Genomic DNA, 17,367 nt, shown 5'->3' with positions numbered 1-17,367 from the left:
CGAAAGGAATCACCATGTCCAGCACCCTCCACGCCCGCCGCCTGGTCGAGCACCGGTACGGCCGCCCGCTGGAACACCTGCAGCGCGAAGTCGCCGGTGGCCGCTCGGCCGATCCGGTTCTGCCGATCGTGCTGCGCCGCCTGACCGTCCTGGAGCAGACCCGCGAACAGGGCCGCGCCGCACACCGCGCCCTGCGCACCACACTGCAGAAAGCCGTCGCCGACGGGAGCCCCCGGGACGACCGCCTGCGCCCCTACATCGCCGAACTCTTCGACCTGGAACAGCAGGAGCAGTCCCAGACCGAGGCGCTGTGGGACTTGCTGGACGTCCGTCTGCTGCTCGACCAGCCCGGTGCCGGCCGGACCTCCACCCGCCACACCGGTCGCAGTCCCGGAGACGAGAACCTGATGGGCGCCGCCCGCGACGCCGCCGTCTGCCTGCCCCGCCTCACTCGCGACGCCCTGCGCCTGGCCCTGCGGGAGCGCGGCATCCACATCAGCAACCGCCGCCTCGGCCTCGTCCTTCGGCAGCTCCGCGCCGAGCGCACCCACTGACCTCTCTCCTTCCCTCTCCTTACTTCCACCGGCCTCATGGAGTACGTCATGTCCACTCTCGCCCAGCCCGGCATCTCCCAGACCAGCTCCGCCCACGCCCAGCGCATCGAGGACACGCTGTCCCTGATCGCGCCGAAGTGGACCACCTGGGTCGCGCAGACCCTGGCCACCCAGCGTGACCCGATGCGCGTTCGGGACGTGGCAGCCCGCGTTCCGTTCGTGAGCGAGCAGCTCGTCGGCAAGCGGCTGGCCCAGATGCAGGCCGACGGCCTGGTCACCCGTGCCGAAGACCTCCCGGGAGCCCCCTACCGGCTCAGCGCGTCCGGCGCCGCGCTCGCCCCGGTACACCGGTCGCTGGCGCAGTGGTCCCAGGATTACCTGCCGGGACGGATGGCCGGCGCCGAGCGTGTCGAGGACGCGGTACGGCGGCTGTACCTGCGCCACACAACTGCCGTAATCCAGACGCTGGGCGAGGGACCGATGCGGTTCGTCGAACTCGCCGAGCAGGCCGGGCTCGACCACAACCACACCCATCACCGCCTGATCCGGCTCCAGCTCGACGGCCTGGTCACCCGCACCGGACCCCACAGCCGTGATCCCTACGTCCTGACCGACGCCGGAGCCGCGCTGGGCCCCGTCTACGCCGCCGTCGAGCACTGGAGCGACCCGACCGCCGCAGCGCGACCCGCCGCCGGTCCCGGCCCCCGGGCTGCCCGCACCCACAGCGCGGCCCGGCCCGCACCGGAAGGCATACGGACCGCGGCAGCCCTGCGCCGCAGCCCCGCCGCACCCGGTGGCCTGTTCAGCCACGCCCCGCAGCCGCAGCCACGGGTGCCGGCCACCATCACCGCCCAGTCCTCCCCCTCCCGCAGCAGGTGATCCGCACGGACCTCATCGCCAGACCGGCGCCCATGCCGCCTCTGATCCCGCGCGCAGCTTCCGGCTGCGTGCGGGCCCCTCCCCTCTTTTCTGGAGCACCTCCGTGAACACCCAGCAGCCCGACGAAGAGCACACGGACCCCCAGGTACTGGTCAGCCCCGTATACCTGGCCGGGCGCGGCGACCCCGCCGCCATCGGCAACGCCCAGTATGCGCACCGCGACTGGGGCTGGACCAGCACCGAGGCCGGGCAGGTCTTCGTCAGCCCCCACCACAACATCCACATCGCCTACCTGCCCCACAGCCGCGACGGCGGCTGGCGCATCACCCGCTACCACGAGCCGCTCGGCATGCCGGTCTGGTCGGCGTCGTTCAGCCGCAACACCCCCACCGAGATCACCAGCGCCTTCACCAACGCGCTGGTCGAGTGCCTGGAAAGCGACCACCCCCACCCCTGGCACTTCGGGCCCAACAACGAGATAACCCTTCCCGCCGATGCCCTGGCCGAGCACGGCTGGCTCACCGAGCACACCGACATGGATCTGTCCCAGCACTCCCCGGACGGCCGCGCCTACTTCAGCCAGCGCGACTACGACGTCGACGACTACACCGAGCTAAAGGGCGACGGCCGGGCGATGTGGACGATGTACGCCCGCATCGACGGAGTCGACGGCGAGCGCTGGCACGCCGACTTCACCAGTTGCACACCCCTGTATCTGCTCACCGAGACCGCGCGTGCGTTCAGCAGCACCGAACCCGTCGAGCGGCCCCGCTCCGGCATCCCCGAGCGCAACCTGCCCTACGTCACCATCACGCCCGCCCCCGGGCCGGATTCCGACCGCCGCCGGTCGGCCGCGCTCGCCCGCACCCCGCACGCGCACCCTGCCGCCGCCCCGCCCCCAAGCCGCACCGGCTCCGACCCCGCCCCGCCCGTGCCCTTCCGGCGCCGCTGACCACCGGAGGAGCACTCCCATGCCGTACAACGCAACGGACGAGCAGTGGCGCGAATACCACGTGACCCCCCGGTACCTCGCCGGGTCCGACGGGACCGGAGACGCCGGCTTCGCACCCGTCGCCAACTGGTCCCACCACCACCTGGACGAGGGCCCCTGCCAGCTCCTGGTCACCTCCCCCGACCAGCGCATCCGCATCGGCTGGTTCGGCGACGACTTCGAGCTGTGGAAAATCACCGCCTCCGAGGACGCCGCCTCCGCGCCCCGCTGGACCGCCACGTTCAACCACGTCACCCCGGCGGAGATCGTCGCCGGCCTCACCACCACCCTGGCCCACGACTACGACGCAGGCGAACAGCGCTTCCTGGCCCGTCCGTCGATGTACTGGGCCGACGCCCTCAAGCCACTGACCGATGCCGGATGGATCCGCCGTAAGCCCGAGCGCGGCACCGTCGAGTTCATCGCCCCCGACGGGCAGGCAGGTGCCCTGGTCGACATCACCCTCTCCGGCCGGGACGACGAGACCATCGTGTTGTGGGCCGGCCCCCCAGGCTGGGGCACCCGAGCGGAGGCCGTCTTCACCACCCGCACCCCAACCCACCTGATCGCCGCCACCGCCGCCGCCATGACCGACCTCACACCGGTGATCCGCGAACGCCACGCCATCCACCCGGCCATGGAGCACCTGGTCACGCTCACGCCCGTCCACCCGCCCGCACCGACAGCCCCCCGATCACCGACACCGCTCGACGTCCGCCGCACCGCCGTCACCCAGGCCGTCCACCGCGCCGCCGTCACCCAGGCCGTCCACCGCGCCGCCCGCAACCCGCGGACAGCGGCCGACCTCCGCGTCCAGGCCGCCCGAAGCCGCACCGCCATCCCGGCACCCACAAGTGCGGACGGCCCCCGCAACACCCCCGGATCCAGCCCGCCGGCCAAGCCGCCGACCCCGGCTCACCGCCGCTGACCACGGAGGAAGCCACGGCCTACAACCTCACCGACGCCCGGTGGCGCGATCACCACGTCACCCCCCGCTACCTCGCCGGGCCGACCAACACCGGCGAACCGGCCATTGCGCCTCTGCTCGATCTCGGTTGGCACATGACCTACGACAAGCTGGCCAACGTCTATGTCCAAGCCCCCGACCAGAGGGTCCGTCTCGGTTACCTGCCCGAAGGCGACGACGACGCGCTGTGGAAGATCACGGCGTACTCCGACCCCTTCGCCATGCCCCGCTGGCTCGTCACCTTCCAGGACAGCGCCCCCACCGAGATCGTCGCGGGCTTCACCACCGCGCTCGCCGCCGCCTACGCCGAAGGCCCGGACTCCTATCTCTACTACGGCAACAGCAACCTCGCCGCGCTCGACGTCGGCACTCCCCTGGCGGCTGCGGGGTGGAGCCACAGCTTCGGAACCGCAGACGTCTCCTTCCACTCCCCCGACGGCCTGGCAGAGGTTCACCTCCGCCGAAGCCGCCTCGACCACAGCGCCGAGATGACCGGGCACCAGGAGCGCTGGCTCACCCTGGCCGGCCCGCCCGGCAACCAGTGGTACGCCACCGCCTCCTCCTTCACCCCCGAGGGCCTGGTGGCCGCGATGCACACCGCCCTCACCGACCCCGCCCCGGTCATCCGCTACGGCGACGGCCTCCGGCACCTGCCGCCGCAGGCCACCGCGACCGCGGTCAAACCCATGGTGCCGACGCCGCTTGAGGTCCGCCGCGCCCAGGCCGCCCGCGCCCGCTCCACCCTCGCGCTGCCCGCCGGCGCCGCCCGGCCCGTCATCCCGGCGCCACGCCAAGCCCCCGCTCCGCACCGCCCGGGGCCGGGCCGCTGACCCAAACCCACGTTCAAGAAAAGGAGTTCACCCGTGCCCGACGCCACGGTCTTCGAGCAGGCCACCGCGATGATCGAGAACGCCTGGGCCCAGCCCATCGACGAGCTGGAGACCCTCGCGGTCCACCGCCCGGTGCACGACGCGCTCCTGCGCTCGGCCATGCATATCCGCTCGGCGCTGGTCGTTTCGTCCAACGCTGCCGTTGTCCACCAGGACCGCCTGCACGCCATGACCCGGCCCGGCCAGGTGCCGGCCTTCTACGACCTGGAACGGATCACCAGGTCGGCGGTGGATCTGCGGGTCGCCCAGGCGGAAAGCCAAGCCCGCCTGCAGGCGATCGGTCACATCATCGATGCCCGCGAAGCGGCCCTGCCCGCAGACCGGGCTCCGGCGATCCGCCTGGCCCAAGCCGCTGTCGCCCGCTCCGTGCAGGCGCCCCGGGCCCCGGGCCAGCCACCGGGCCAGGCCGCCATCCCGGCCGCTGCCAGCGAGGCGGCGGCCACCAGCAGGCCCCGCCGGTAGCCCCTGAGCACGGCTCAGGGCCGTCGACACCATCACCATTGTCCGAGTGCCGAAAAGAGAGTGGACATCTCGGTCAGCGGCGGAGGGGGAGCGCCCATGGTCGCCCTGTACTGCGGATTTCTGCCGCCCAGGCCGGGAACCATGCCTCCCTGCAGACGGTCAGCCGCATCACCGGCGTCCAGGAAGTGGCACTGCCCGACGAGCATGGCCCCTGCGGTCCGCCGGCAGTCATCACACCACGGTGTTGATCCGCACCGTGGAAGACGCAATGACCACCAGGAGAGGAATAACCCATGGCCTGCGAACGCCCCGCCTCATGGACCGACGCCTACCCCACACTCCTACGGCTCCTCGACGCCACCATCGAGGCGAACCGGACCACCACCCGCCCTACCGTGGATGTCCCCGCACTCCGCCGAGTCCGCCGCGACCTCGTCCAGATGGACAACGGCCACCAGCCCTACCCCGACAGCGTGCTCGAATGGAGCCCGCATGCCGCATACCGGCTCATCCGCGAGGTCATCACCGCAGCTCCGCTCGGCCACCCCGCTGTGGGTGATGTTCTCCGGCTTGCCGCGGACATCGCAGACCAGAACGCGGCGGTCCGCGCCGCCGCCTCCCCCACCAAGCAGAGCTGACAACCCATCAGTCGATGTGGTCGTCGTGGTGGGCGGCGTCCCCTGAACGGGGGCCCACCGCGCGGGCCAGCTCCTCCATGGTCATCTCCACGCGCCGCCCGTCCGCGACTCGTTGCTCCCATACCCTGTCCGCTTCTGGGTCCTCCTGGGCGGTGAGGCCCACGGCCCACTGACCGTCGGCGACCATCGCGATGTCGCCGACCGTCCACGGCCGCCCGGCAGCGCGGATCTTGCGCTCCAGCCCGGCCCCATCCCCGTGTCTGCCGTTCTGCTCCGCCATGCGCTGCCCCTTCGGCCTCGTACGGCCGTGCGCCGCAACCCAACTACGACAACCGGCCGCCCCGATCCATTCCAGGGCGGCCCGTCTGCCGACGTCGACGGCCAGTTCGCCCACGGCAGACACGATCCCCCGCCATACGACTACGAGCTTCGGCACACCCCATGTCAACGTACGGGTGTCGGGAAAAACCGCAGGTCAACGAAGGGACCGTCCCGTTTTGAACACCGCCGGCAGCAACTTGCCCGCCCTCTTCCGCCCCGTCGTCACCGAGCGCCCCTCCCTGGTCGGCGACGGCTGCGCGGACCCGGTGATCAGCCTGCTCAGCGAGCGCGGCTGGGCGATCGTGGCCACCCCGGAGGCCAACACACACTGCACCAGCCCCGACGGGCGCGTCTACGTCGGCTGGCTGCCCGAGGACACCGCCGCCTGGCGGCGTGGCATCGTCTGGACCGTCCAGGCCACCCCCGCCGAAGGCGACGCGGAGCCCTGGGTACAGGAGTTCGGCCCGGACATCCCGAGCCGGGCCGTCGCCGGATTCCTCGAAGCGCTCATCAGCCACGCCGACCGCTGAACCACCGGCGGCCCGGCTGCTGCCGGACCGCACCCTGCCCACGGCCCCGCACGAAGGAATCGCCCTTGAAGCTCCCGCTCAGCCCGCACCGGTTCGCCGGTCCCGCCATCACCACCCTCGGCCTCACCCTGGCGGCCAACACCCCCGTCCACAGCACCGCCTTCGCGCTCAGTCTGGTCGTCACCGTCAACGGACTGGTGCACACCTGGGACTACGCCTACGAGAAGTCCCTCACCCGCGACAGCGACATCGTCGCCTTCCTCGCCGCCCTGCCCGACGGGGCCCGCATCCCCGTGATCGCCCACGTCATGCGCGTCCGCGACGCAGACACCGCCATCTGCCTGCTCCGCCTCCTCCACCGGGGCCTGATCACGGTCGGGAACGACACCGCGCCAGTCCCCGAGCGACTGTTCCGCCTGGCGGCGTGAGTATCGCCCCGGGCCGGTAGGCCCCGTACCAGGCCGACCGGCCCCCGGCCGAGGACCCCGGCAAGGGCTACGTCAACGAATCCCGCCGCCACCTGGCCGCACACCCCGCTCCGGAACCGGGCCCGGCGAAAGGCCCGAAGGTCCTGCGCGACCGGCTCCGCCTCCCGCGCTGACCCTCAGCCGCACCATCGCCTTCCTCTCCGTATCCCACCTCTCGTATCCCACTTCCCGGAGGTTTCCGTGCCCCACGACCTGACCGTCGGCTACCTGCTCCAGCAGCTCCAGGACCTCGACCCCAACCTGCGGATCCGCCTCGCCGTCAACCCCGACTGGCCCTTCGCCCACTTCCTCGGCGCCAGCATCATCATCAGCGACGGACTCGTCTACATCGCCGAGGACGGACAGGACGGCTACCTCCCGCCCGAGGTCCGCGACGCCCTCGCCTGGACCTGAACCCGCCCGACAGCTCCTCCTGGAGGCACCCATCCCCGCGCCACTTCACGCTTCCGCCGCGCTCCCGTTGCGCAGCCTCGCCCTCCGGCCGATGCCGAACGACGCCGGCGGTGCACTTGTCCGCCGTATCTCCGGCCTTCCCAACGGCCCGCTCGACGTCCCCTGGCTCCCCGCCAGCACCACCAGACTCCCCCTCGGCCGCATCCGCCTGCGCTGGGAACCCGCTCCCCGTTGGGGCTGGACCGTCTACGCCCGCCTCGGCCTAGCCACCACCGAAGTCCTTCTCGCCCGCTGGCCCACCACCCCCGACGACCGGCCCGCCCTGATACGTCCCACCCTCTACGAGGTCACCGGCCTGTGGCGCGCCCTCGGCCATGCCACCGCCGCCCTCGACCTGTCCAACCGCCTCGCCGAGGTGTGACCCGATCCGTCTGACCGCGACCGCAGAAGGCCGCCCTATGCCCACCGGCAGGGGCGGCCTTGCCGTGTGTCCGATCAGGCCGGCGAATGCGTACGCTCACCGTCGAAGACGACCAAGGAGGAACGATGGCCGACGACCAACCACCCTGGGGATACCCGGAGGTCGCCGCCGACCTGGGCACTACCGTCAGCGCGGCCCGCAGCCACAAGAGCCGGGGCAGCCGGCCCGAGCCCGACGACACCACCGTGCCGGACCGGCCCCGCTGGAAACCCGCCACCTTCGAAGGCTTGAAGCCTCTCGGCCCGGACGCACACCGATCACCGCCAACGTCGACTCTTCATCACGGCGCGGCTCCGCCAGCACCTGCCCGACCATCTCAGGAGCGATCACGACTCGCTCGCGCACGACCTCCGCCTCCCGAAGTTCCGCCTGCAGAGGCTCTACTCGCTGCCGGGCAGCACGTGCCCCTACACCTGCATGAGCCTGCTGACCGCGCCATTCGGCTCGTTGGGGCCTCAGCTGTCGCAACTTGCAGGGTGACGGCGAAGACGTCATCTGGTTGAGCCTCGACCCCTCTGCGACAAGTGTCACAGACATCGAAGTAGTCGACGGACACGATCTGGGCCCCGAGACCCGCGAAGGCAGCGCATCCGAAGTCAAGCTGCAAGAGTTGGACGCGCGGGCACTCAGGCACGGCCACTGTCGGATAGCGGCACGCGGTGCTGCGCTGCGCAACGGGCGTACCGGGTGATGTGGCTGATGCTGGAAGCTCTGGCTGGCATGACAGCGACTACCGACTTCTGCGGAAATCCCCGGTGTGGAACGAAGTTGGCCGACAATGATGTCGATGAGACAGGGGGAGTGTGTGCCTAGGGAAGAGGATCCCCGTCCAGCAGAGGGGATGGCGCAGGGGATCATGCTGATGATCTCCGAGCATTCGGAGTTCTCCTCGCTGCGTGAGTGGATGCGCAGTCAGCCTGGTGTGCAGGTGGCAGTGGTCGCCGGGAAACCTGAGCATGGGGAACTTGGTGCACTGGATGTACTGACGCTGCTTGCCAGCAGCGCTGGAGCGGTGGCAGCGGTCCGGACGCTGCCGGACTTCATCCGCTCGCGGCGCTCGGGTATCCGGGTCGAGACGACCATACGGGGGCAGCGGTTCGTGCTGGACGCGACCAATGTCGAGGAGATCCTCCCGCTACTGGAGCGACTGCTCGATGAGTGACCGTGCCCCGTTGCGCGACTACTCGCGCTCTCGAGCGGTACTCATCGGCATATCGGACTACACCTACCTGCGCCCTCTACGGCCGGCGGCGGGCAACAGCCTGAAGCGGATGACGAGGCTGCTGACCGGCCCATTGTGCGATTGGCCGCAGCAGCGCGTGACGGTGGAGCCCAATGCCCGTCGGCGCGGCCGCTTGCCCGACCAGCTGATGGAGTGGTTCGAGGATGTCACCGATGTCGCCTTGTTCTACTTTGTCGGGCACGGCCAGCTGGTTCAGGACGAACTGTGCCTGGCGCTTGGGGATTCGCCTGCGGAGGGAGCGCGGCGCATGACGATTGGGCTGCCATTTTCCGATGTCCGCACCGCGATGCGCGAGTGCGACGCACAGACCAAGATAGTAATCCTGGATTGCTGCTTCGCTGGGCGTGCCACTCACCCCGAAAATACCCTCGGGCCCGTCCTTGCCGATGTGATCACCACGACGCTCGGGACCGGCGCGGTCACGCTGGCAGCCAGCGGCGCGTACCGCACCGCCGGGTTTGAGGCCGATTCGCTCACCGCCAACCCGCAGACCTTCTTCACCAAGTATCTGGCCGACGTCGTTGAGCAGGGCCTGCCCGACTATCCCCAGGGACTGCCGCTGGGCGTGGTCTATACCCACGCCGCCGATGCACTGGCCCGCGACCGTCATCCGGAACCCACCCGGTCCATCCGGCACGAAGCAGACCGCTTCATCCTGGCCCGCAACGCCTTCGCGCCCATCGAACCCACGACGCCATTCCCACCCCGGCGCGGATGGCAGACTCCGGAGGACCGGAACACACCTCCCCCTACGACCCCAGTGCTGCCTGTACTCAACCTGCGTCGCCGATACGTCTTTCTCAGCCTCTTGACCGGCGTTTCCGGCACGGCCCTCCTCATCGAAAAGATTGTGGGCAACGGCCATCACCGGGACCCTCGCCTGCTGGACACCATCACTGGCCACACCGACGCGGTGGAGTCGGTGGCGTTCAGTCCCGACGGCAACACCCTCGCCAGCGCCGGCGATGACAAGACAATCCGGCTGTGGGACGTGGCCACCACGACCGGCACCGCCATCCTCACCGGCCACACCCACCACGTGAATTCGGTGGCGTTCAGTCCCGACGGGAACACCCTCGCCAGCGGCAGCGACGATAAGACGATCCGGCTGTGGGACGTGGCCACCACGACCGGCACCGCCATCCTCACTGGCCACACCGACGCGGTGGAGTCGGTGGCGTTCAGTCCCGACGGCAAAACCCTGGCCAGCGCCGGCTTCGACGACACTATCCGGCTGTGGGACGTCGCCGCGAAGACCGGTCCGCCGACCCTCACCACCACCCTCAAAGGACACAACGACCATTTGGTCGCGGTGGTGTTCAGCCCCGACGGCAAAACCCTGGCCAGCGCCCACTACGACAAAACTGTTCGGCTGTGGGACGTCGCCGCGAAGACCGGTCCGCCGACCCTCACCACCACCCTCAAAGGACACAACGACGGTGTGATCGCGGTGGTGTTCAGCCCCGACGGCAAAACCCTGGCCAGCGGCAGTGTAGATAGAACTGTTCGGTTGTGGGACGTAGCGACCAAAACCAGCACCGCCATCCTCACCGGTCACACCGGCCCGGTGAATTCGGTGGCGTTCAGTCCCGACGCCAACACCCTGGCCAGCGGCAGCGGCGATGAGACGATCCGGCTGTGGGACGTCTCCGCGAAGACCGGTTCGCCGACCCTCACCACTACCCTCAAAGGACACAACGAACCTGTGTTCTGCCTGGTGTTCAGTCCCGATGGCAAGATCCTGGCCAGCGGCAGCAAAGACAAGACGATCCGGCTGTGGAAGCACCCTTGAGCGAACGAACGCTGCTGTCGGGCTCGTCCGCGGGGGTCAGACTGTCCTGTTGGGACAGCACCAACTGACTAGCTTCAGCAGCCAGCCTCGCGGAGCAGGCCGCTGGTACTGGCCGTCGGCACAGCGGGAGAGTTGCCGGTCTTCCTGCAGGCGGACTTCCTTCCCGAGGAGCTGCCGAGGCTTACGAGGCGCGCGGGCAGTGCCTGCCGCTGCTGCTGGGGCCCCGGTCACCTCACCCTGACGTCGGGTGTCGTGGAAGTCGCGCCGCAAGTTCCGTCACTGTCACCGCCGCAGCGACCCGGGCATCTCGTGGATCAGTGTTGATCGACACGTCCAGGCGCCCGCAGAGCATTCCGCCTTCCATGGTGAGGAGCTGGTGCGCCAGCCCTACGGTGTCGCCAACAGGACGATCCACTTTGGAATGCCCCAGTCGGACCGCTTCTGCTTCTTGCACTCACCGTGCCGCTATTTAACATCGTCAGGTCCGTGTTGGGGAGTTTGGGTGGAAGATCGACCGCCGCGACGCGGGTTGCTGCCTGTCTTGTGGCGAGCGGGTCGGCTGTATGCCTCGCCGGTGGCGAGGACGCGTCGGACCTCACAGCGGGTGGTGGGCCGCCGGTTCTTCGAGCCGGGCGGTCGTCCGGGGCCCGGCGGGTGGGTTTCGGTGCACCGGCTGATGTGCCGGTCTTCGCCCGCAGGTTCCTGAACCCGCGACGGACCCGGGCGCAGGTGAGTCTGTTCGGTCCCGCCGGGCCTCTCCCACGGGCGCGCGGTCCTCCACGCCGCTGTTCACGGCTGGTACGGAGGCCACATCGAAGGCGAGGACACCTGTCCGGGCTGCGACTACCGGGGTCAGCTTCCCAAACACAGCAACCGCGGCTGACCACCGCACAACGACGGAGCGCCACCGGAACCCGGTGGCGCTCCTCGGCGTTGCCAGCTTCCCCGCCCGGCTATTCCAGGTAGATGCCGGCGAAGCTCCCGTCGAAACCCATGGCGGCTACGCCCTCGGCCACGCTGGCGTATGTGGTGGTGTCCGGGAGGCGGGTCAGGGCCTGGAAGGCGGCGCGGGTGATCTCGGGTTCGTGCCACTGGTTGTTGCAGCGGCAGTGGATCCAGACGTTGCGGCCCTGGTTGATCAGGAGCCAGTCCCGGCGGGCTCGGCAGGCCGTGCACATCACTGGAATCCCGCGCAGGGCCAGTTCTTGGGGGTGGCGGATGTAGTGGAAGGCGTGGGGACCACTGGGAGGCTGGGGCGCGTACCGCAGTTGAAGCAGCGGGTCGCTGTCTACGGGGGCGGCAGGCGGAGCGGTGGGTGCCTCTATGGGGTGGTCGGTCGTTCTGGGCACGAGCGTCATCTCCATCTCCAGGCCTGTCTGTTCATCCATAACAGCAGGTGGGGCCGGTTGTCCAGAGACTTCGACCGGTCCGGCAGGCCGAGCGCCGGCCTGCCGGACCGATGTTCAGCGGCGGGGCGGACGGTTGCGGGGGTCCCGTGCGGCGGGCGGCGCGCTGTGGACGCCGGTCCGGGGAGCCGGTGGCGCGGTGCGGGCGGTGCCGGTCTTCCGGGATGGGGCGGTGTCGCCCGGGTGGGCGGGGAGGTCGGCGAGGCGGCGCAGTCGCCACACCAGGACGTCGTTCACATCCTCAGCTGAGTCGAGTTCGCGCATGTCGATGGCTCGCTGCAGAAGAGTCTTGGGGTCGTGGCCTGCCTGTTCTGCCTCGGCGAGGGTGGCGGCCAGCGCGTCGTGCTGGGTATCGGTATCGGCGTGGGTGAGGTGGTGCGGCAGTGCCTTCCGGATGGTGCTCTCGTGGCTGCGGCGTTCGGCCTCGGGCAGGGCGCGGCCTTGGGCGTGCAGTGCCTGCATGGGTGCGGCGGCGGCCTGTCGGTAGGCGGCGCGTAGGTGCTGGACGGTCTGGCGGGAGGCTTCGGCTTGCTGGGCGTGGCCGCGGGCGGAGTGCCAGCGGGCTGCGGCGATGGCGGCCAGGACCAGAGTGGACAGCAGCATCGCGGTGGTGCCGCCGTCCTCGCCCCGGCCGAGCGCCCCGCCGGCGTGGATGATGCCGCGGGCGGCGGAGCGCAGGGCGCGGGTTTCGGCTTGCTGCGCGCGGGTGTGGCTGCGGGTGGCGCGTTCGAAGGAGCGGGCTGCGGCGGCCAGCTCGGCGCGGGTCGCGGCCGGGGAGGTCTGGGCGACGGCGTCGAGCAGTTCGCCCATGCCGGTGAGTTGGGCGGCGGCACCGTCGTCGTCGCTGTCCAGGATGACGGCGGCGCGTTCGGCGATCCCGGTGGCGGTGCGCCGTCCCCGGGCGGGCGGCGACCAAACGGTTCGGCCGGTGCCGGCCCCCGGTGTTGCCGGATCGTCGCCGGGTGCGTCGGCCAGGCGGCGGCGGATCTTGGGCAGGGACAGGTCGGGGGCGAGGGTGGATCCGGGGAACCAGACCGGTTCGCCGTCGCGGTTGCGGTCGCCGGGCAGCGCGACCGAGTAGCCGATGACGTCTCCTGAGGGTGCGTCGCGCAGCTTAACGCGCACCCCCTTGTCGCGGAGGCGGGTGAAGAACTCCTCCTCGGTGGCGGCTCCGGCGAGGGCCTGGCGGACGGCTTCGCGCAGTGTCTCGCGGGGAGTTTCGGTGCGGCCGGTGCGTTCGGCTTTGAACCGCTCTGCGCTGGTGGGGTTTTTGGCTGCGGTGCCGTCACCGGGCTTGAGCCGGCGCAGGCCCATCTCCTTCTCGATGCGGCGGCATTCGGCCTGGGCCTTTTTGAAGTCGTAGTTCATGCGGGGGCGGCGAAGGTCGCCCCGGACCATGGTGGCCACGATGTGGATGTGGTCCTCGGCGTGGCGGACAGCGACCCAGCGGCAGCCGTCCGGGTCGCCGTCGGGTGCCAGGCCGATGGCCTGGACGAGGCGGCGGGCGACGGTGTTCCATTCGGCGTCGCTCAGGATGCGGTCGCCGGGGTCGGTGCGCACCGAGCAGTGCCACACGTGCTGGGCTGGTGCGCTGGCGCCGGCCTGCGTGACGCGCAGGTCCAGGGCTGCGGCCAGGCGGGCGAGGGTGGCCTTCGGGTCGGGGTCGGGGCTGGTGTCGCGGCCCGGGTCGGGAGCGAAGCCGTCCCAGGAGCCGACGAGGTGGGGGTCGGTGTGCTCGTCGCGCTTGCCGGGGCCGAAGAGGTAGACGAGCACGCCGTGGGTGCGCGAGCCGCGCCGGATCTTGGGGACCATCAGAGCCGCCCGCGCGCGAGAGTGTCGGCCGTGTCATCGACGCGGGCCAGGATCCGGGTCAGCACGCCGAGTGCGTGGTCGAGTTCGCCGGGGCGGGACTGGCCGCCGGAGTTGTAGACGTAGGCGATCTGGTTGATGTTGTTGCCGACGCGGGAGACGGCGGTGCGCAGGGCGGCCAGCTCGTCGATGGCGGCGTCGAGCTGCTCGTTGCTCTGCACGGGCAGCGAACCGCGGGCGGCGGTCAGGGCGGCGGCGGCGAGAAAGCGCGCGACGGTGACGGCGCGCTTCGCTGCGGCGGCGCTGATCTCGGTCTTCTCGGCGAGGGACAGGCGCGTAGTCAGCTTGTGGGTGCGCTGGCTCGGGTTGCGGGAGCGACGGCGCGGAGCGCGGTCGGGGAACGCGGGCGCGCTGGGGCTGGGCTGCTCGCGCGGCACGCGATCGGCTGCTTGTCCCCCCGCGACCGGCGCCCCCTGGTGCCGGACCTCCGGCTGGTCCCCGTGCGCCCTCGCGCGGGGACCAGCCGGACTTCCCCCGCCCCCCTGGGCGGGGGCAAGTGCGATCGACGGGCCGTAGGACCGTCGACCGCGACAACTTGCTGTGCGACGTGAGGCCGCACGTTCTGAAGTGAGGTCCGTCTTGTGGAGAGGTTCAGGCATGACAATTCCTCCGGATTAGTGTCCCGATTCCGTCCCCGCGCTCACGTGCGTTGCTGGCAACGGCAGGGTGTGGAGCTGAGCGTTCAAGCCCAAGGGTTTCTCGGCCGTCGAGGAGCCACAGGCGAGGGGAAGGCTGGACGGGCGAACTCGTGTGAACCCCCGGTCAATGTCTCGTTATGTGAACCCTGTAGATGGCGTGTTGTCGGCAGGGATTGGCCCGCGTTGAGAGGCGCAGACGGCTTCCGGTGCAAGCAACATCGGTTGTGGGACACCGTCGGCCACGGGACAGAGGGGGCGCCCACCCCAGCCGCATCTTCAGCGTGCGGAACACGGAAACCCTGTCGGGGTCCGGGGAAACCCGGTAAGCCGACCGTAAGGGGAGCCCAACTCCCCGGCAGGAACAGGATGGTCCAAGAAGCCAATGCCGGCAGGCCGAAAGGCCAGGGGAAAACCGCGAGGTGGCCGTCTCCACGCGCCACGCGGCATAACCCGCCGGATACGGGCCCTGGTGGCCCGGCCCGAAAGGGAGCCCACGTGGACCAGGTGAGCCCTTGAAGCACCAACGCAAAGACACCAGAACCGAAGGACAAGTTAGACACCGGAGGCGTGCATGAGCATCACAGCGGCAGAAGCGACTGCCCGCGCGCCCGAGGTGAACGGACCGGAGGACGGGAAACTCGACTGGCACAGCATCGACTGGGCCAGGTGCGAGGACAACGTACGGCGGCTGAGGCAGCGGATCTTCAAGGCGTCGAAGGACGGGGACCTGAAAAGCGTCCGCAATTTGCAGAAGCTCATGCTGAAAAGCCGCAGCAACACGCTGGTCAGTGTGAAGCGGGTGACACAGCAGAGCAGTGGCCGCAAGACCGCTGGCATCGACGGCGAACGGGTCCTGACCCCTGCGGGCAGGGCCAGGCTGGCGACCGAGATCCATCGGCCGCCGGTGCCGTGGACGGCCAGGCCGGTCAAGCGGGTGTACATCCCGAAAGCGAACGGGAAACAGCGCCCGCTCGGCATCCCGGTCATCCGTGACCGGGTGCTCCAGGCACGCGTGAAGAACGCCCTGGAGCCCGAGTGGGAAGCGCGGTTCGAGCCGAGGTCCTATGGATTTCGGCCCGGCCGCTCCTGCCAGGACGCGATAGCGGCGATCCGGGTCACGGCCCGGGGACCGCTGGCCAAGCGCCGATGGGCGCTGGACGCGGACCTGGAAGGGGCGTTCGACCGCATCAGTCACGACCACCTGACCGCCATGATCGGACAGTTCCCCGCCAGGGACCTGATCGGCGCGTGGCTGCGGGCCGGCGTGATGGAACGCGGGCGTTTCGCTCCGACCGGGGAGGGAACTCCTCAGGGCGGCGTGATCAGTCCGCTGCTGCTGAACATCGCGCTGCACGGGATGGAACAGGCCGCGGGATTCCGCTTCGAAGGACGGAGAGGCCGTGAAGGCCATACCGCCATCGGGGCGCCCGTGCTGATCCGCTATGCCGACGACTTCGTGGCCCTGTGCCACAGCAGGGAAGAGGCGTACCGGGTCAAGGAGAAACTGGTGACCTGGCTGGCTCCCAGGGGTCTTCGCTTCAACGAGGCGAAGACCCGTGTCGTGCACCTCGACGAAGGGTTCGACTTCCTGGGATTCACCGTGCAGCGGCACGGTGGAATGCTGGTCATCAGGCCGAGCAGGGAAGCATGCAGCAAGCTCCGGAAGCGGCTGAAGGAGGAGATGCTCCGCTTGCGGGGTGCGAACTCCATGGCCGTGGTGGCGAAGTTCACCCCGATCGTTCGGGGCTGGACGGCGTACTACCGGGGTGTGGCGTCCTATCAGGCATTTCGCTCGATGGACCACTACATGTTCACGCTTCTCTACAAGTGGGCGAAACGCGGTCACGACAATCGTTCGGGACTGTGGATCAAGAACCACTATTTCGGCAGGTTCAACAAGTCCAGGCAGGACTACTGGGTGTTCGGTGTCCGGCATACCGGCGCCTACCTCCCTAAATTCGCCTGGACCCGTTATGCCAGACACACCATGGTCAAAGGGGCCTCGTCGCCAGACGATCCGGCCCTGACCGGTTACTGGCATGGCCGTCGCCGCCAGAAAACGCCGCCGCCGATGGACAGGACCAGCTTGTACCTGGCAGCCGTACAGAAAGGGCTGTGCCCTCTATGCGGTCTGGCGCTGATCGACGGAGCCGAATACGAACCGGACAGCCCACGCGAGTGGATCAACTGGTTCGCGGCGTCGAAGAAGATGCTCAACAAGCACCACTTCGTTTACCGGAGAGACGGCGGCACGGACCAACGGACCAACCTCCGCCTGGTACACACCGAGTGCCACCGCCAGCACCATGCGGGTGACAGCAAGCGGACTCCCGGGTAGCCCGTCCGGGTGACGCCCTCGCGGCTTGCTTGAGCCGGATGCGGTGAAAGTCGCACGTCCGGTTCTGAGGGGGCCGGGACACAGCAATGTGTCCCGGCTACCCGACCCGCCAGGAGCCGAGTTGACCTGTCGCTGCTGGTCAGGGGTGGCGGCCACCGGGTCGTCGGCGGTCACCGATCCGACTCCGCTTCGCTCTGGTGGACGTCGCGCAGGACGTCCTCGATCCAGTCCATCGCCAGGACCGGGTGGTGCAGGGTCCACGGGCGGCTGTGACGGCCTCGCTGCACGATCCAGGTGCGGTCGGGTCCGGTTTCGGCGCGGTAGAGGTGCCCGCGCTCGTGCAGAACGGCCAGCCAGGTCTCCACCTCGGCGGGGGCGGCAGGGTTGGTGCGCATGGTCGTGCTCTCCAGTCGGTGGGAGGAAGTCGGAAGGTGGCACTTCGGGGGCGGGTGACCGGCCGGGCTGTCCGGCCCGGTCACCCGCCCCC

19 protein-coding genes and 1 pseudogene are annotated in these 17,367 nt (G+C 69.8%); 14 read left to right on the top strand and 6 right to left on the bottom strand.

Annotation, left to right across the window (positions count from 1 at the left end; translation table 11 throughout):
- Window positions 1-14: 14 nt before the first annotated feature.
- The 7 genes from OG519_RS28635 (at window position 15) to OG519_RS28605 (ending at window position 5,381) form a co-directional block, all read left to right on the top strand.
- The gene (locus OG519_RS28635) at window positions 15-554 is read left to right on the top strand and encodes a hypothetical protein (RefSeq protein WP_405589800.1); all 540 of its coding nucleotides are present in this window, start codon (window positions 15-17) and stop codon (window positions 552-554) included.
- A 48-nt stretch (window positions 555-602) separates the two neighbouring features.
- Entirely contained in the window at window positions 603-1,433 is an 831-nt protein-coding gene (locus OG519_RS28630) for a winged helix-turn-helix transcriptional regulator (RefSeq protein ID WP_405589797.1), read from the top strand.
- Window positions 1,434-1,536: 103 nt separating this feature from the next.
- Window positions 1,537-2,385, top strand: a complete 849-nt coding sequence (locus OG519_RS28625) for a DUF317 domain-containing protein (protein WP_405589796.1) — start codon at window positions 1,537-1,539, stop codon at window positions 2,383-2,385.
- Between the two features lie 19 nt (window positions 2,386-2,404).
- Window positions 2,405-3,352, top strand: coding sequence for a DUF317 domain-containing protein (locus OG519_RS28620; protein ID WP_405589793.1), 948 nt, complete (start codon window positions 2,405-2,407; stop codon window positions 3,350-3,352).
- Window positions 3,353-3,486: 134 nt separating this feature from the next.
- On the top strand, window positions 3,487-4,221 hold the full coding sequence (locus tag OG519_RS28615) for a DUF317 domain-containing protein (RefSeq protein WP_405589790.1): 735 nt from the start codon (window positions 3,487-3,489) through the stop codon (window positions 4,219-4,221).
- Between the two features lie 33 nt (window positions 4,222-4,254).
- Window positions 4,255-4,743, top strand: a complete 489-nt coding sequence (locus tag OG519_RS28610) for a hypothetical protein (protein ID WP_405589787.1) — start codon at window positions 4,255-4,257, stop codon at window positions 4,741-4,743.
- Window positions 4,744-5,036: 293 nt separating this feature from the next.
- Window positions 5,037-5,381 (top strand): hypothetical protein, encoded by a 345-nt coding sequence (locus OG519_RS28605; protein WP_405589784.1) that lies wholly within the window; start codon window positions 5,037-5,039, stop codon window positions 5,379-5,381.
- 7 nt (window positions 5,382-5,388) lie between these two features.
- Here OG519_RS28605 and OG519_RS28600 read toward each other — a convergent pair whose 3' ends face one another.
- Window positions 5,389-5,661, bottom strand: a complete 273-nt coding sequence (locus OG519_RS28600) for a hypothetical protein (protein WP_405589781.1) — start codon at window positions 5,659-5,661, stop codon at window positions 5,389-5,391.
- A gap of 217 nt (window positions 5,662-5,878) precedes the next feature.
- Between OG519_RS28600 and OG519_RS28595 the strand changes: the two genes are divergently transcribed.
- The 6 genes from OG519_RS28595 (at window position 5,879) to OG519_RS28570 (ending at window position 10,629) form a co-directional block, all read left to right on the top strand.
- The gene (locus OG519_RS28595; protein ID WP_405589778.1) at window positions 5,879-6,232 is read left to right on the top strand and encodes a DUF317 domain-containing protein; all 354 of its coding nucleotides are present in this window, start codon (window positions 5,879-5,881) and stop codon (window positions 6,230-6,232) included.
- Window positions 6,233-6,297: 65 nt separating this feature from the next.
- On the top strand, window positions 6,298-6,660 hold the full coding sequence (locus OG519_RS28590) for a hypothetical protein (RefSeq protein ID WP_405589775.1): 363 nt from the start codon (window positions 6,298-6,300) through the stop codon (window positions 6,658-6,660).
- Window positions 6,661-6,900: 240 nt separating this feature from the next.
- A complete protein-coding gene (locus OG519_RS28585; protein ID WP_405589772.1) occupies window positions 6,901-7,113 on the top strand; it encodes a hypothetical protein in 213 nt (70 codons plus the stop codon).
- A 91-nt stretch (window positions 7,114-7,204) separates the two neighbouring features.
- Window positions 7,205-7,534: an esterase gene (locus OG519_RS28580; RefSeq protein ID WP_405589770.1), complete on the top strand. Its 330-nt coding sequence runs from the start codon at window positions 7,205-7,207 to the stop codon at window positions 7,532-7,534.
- A gap of 901 nt (window positions 7,535-8,435) precedes the next feature.
- Complete coding sequence (locus tag OG519_RS28575; RefSeq protein WP_405589767.1) at window positions 8,436-8,756, top strand: hypothetical protein; 321 nt, start codon at window positions 8,436-8,438, stop codon at window positions 8,754-8,756.
- A gap of 10 nt (window positions 8,757-8,766) precedes the next feature.
- Window positions 8,767-10,629 carry a caspase family protein gene (locus OG519_RS28570; protein WP_405589764.1) on the top strand — a complete coding sequence of 621 codons (1,863 nt, stop codon included), beginning with the start codon at window positions 8,767-8,769 and terminating at the stop codon, window positions 10,627-10,629.
- A gap of 465 nt (window positions 10,630-11,094) precedes the next feature.
- Here the strand turns inward: OG519_RS28570 and OG519_RS28565 are convergent.
- The 4 genes and pseudogenes from OG519_RS28565 to OG519_RS28550 form a co-directional block, all read right to left on the bottom strand.
- Window positions 11,095-11,397, bottom strand: a pseudogene (locus OG519_RS28565) (transposase); the annotation flags it as partial.
- 185 nt (window positions 11,398-11,582) lie between these two features.
- Entirely contained in the window at window positions 11,583-12,017 is a 435-nt protein-coding gene (locus OG519_RS28560) for a hypothetical protein (protein WP_405589761.1), read from the bottom strand.
- Between the two features lie 75 nt (window positions 12,018-12,092).
- Window positions 12,093-13,847 carry a relaxase/mobilization nuclease domain-containing protein gene (locus OG519_RS28555; RefSeq protein WP_405589759.1) on the bottom strand — a complete coding sequence of 585 codons (1,755 nt, stop codon included), beginning with the start codon at window positions 13,845-13,847 and terminating at the stop codon, window positions 12,093-12,095.
- Entirely contained in the window at window positions 13,847-14,281 is a 435-nt protein-coding gene (locus OG519_RS28550; protein WP_405589756.1) for a plasmid mobilization protein, read from the bottom strand. Before OG519_RS28550 ends, OG519_RS28555 begins: the two co-directional genes overlap by 1 nt.
- An 832-nt stretch (window positions 14,282-15,113) precedes the next feature.
- Between OG519_RS28550 and ltrA the strand changes: the two genes are divergently transcribed.
- Window positions 15,114-16,880 (top strand): group II intron reverse transcriptase/maturase, encoded by a 1,767-nt coding sequence (ltrA, locus tag OG519_RS28545; RefSeq protein ID WP_405589753.1) that lies wholly within the window; start codon window positions 15,114-15,116, stop codon window positions 16,878-16,880.
- Between the two features lie 170 nt (window positions 16,881-17,050).
- On the opposite strand, the gene OG519_RS28540 is transcribed toward ltrA, so the two are convergent.
- Window positions 17,051-17,275 carry a hypothetical protein gene (locus OG519_RS28540; protein WP_405589750.1) on the bottom strand — a complete coding sequence of 75 codons (225 nt, stop codon included), beginning with the start codon at window positions 17,273-17,275 and terminating at the stop codon, window positions 17,051-17,053.
- Window positions 17,276-17,367 lie beyond the last annotated feature (92 nt).

Origin of the sequence: Streptomyces sp. NBC_01190 (genome assembly GCF_045039895.1) — a bacterium.
Lineage (GTDB): Bacteria > Actinomycetota > Actinomycetes > Streptomycetales > Streptomycetaceae > Actinacidiphila.
The sequence above is the reverse complement of the archived record's forward strand: the minus strand, read 5'-3'. Positions and strand labels throughout refer to the sequence as shown.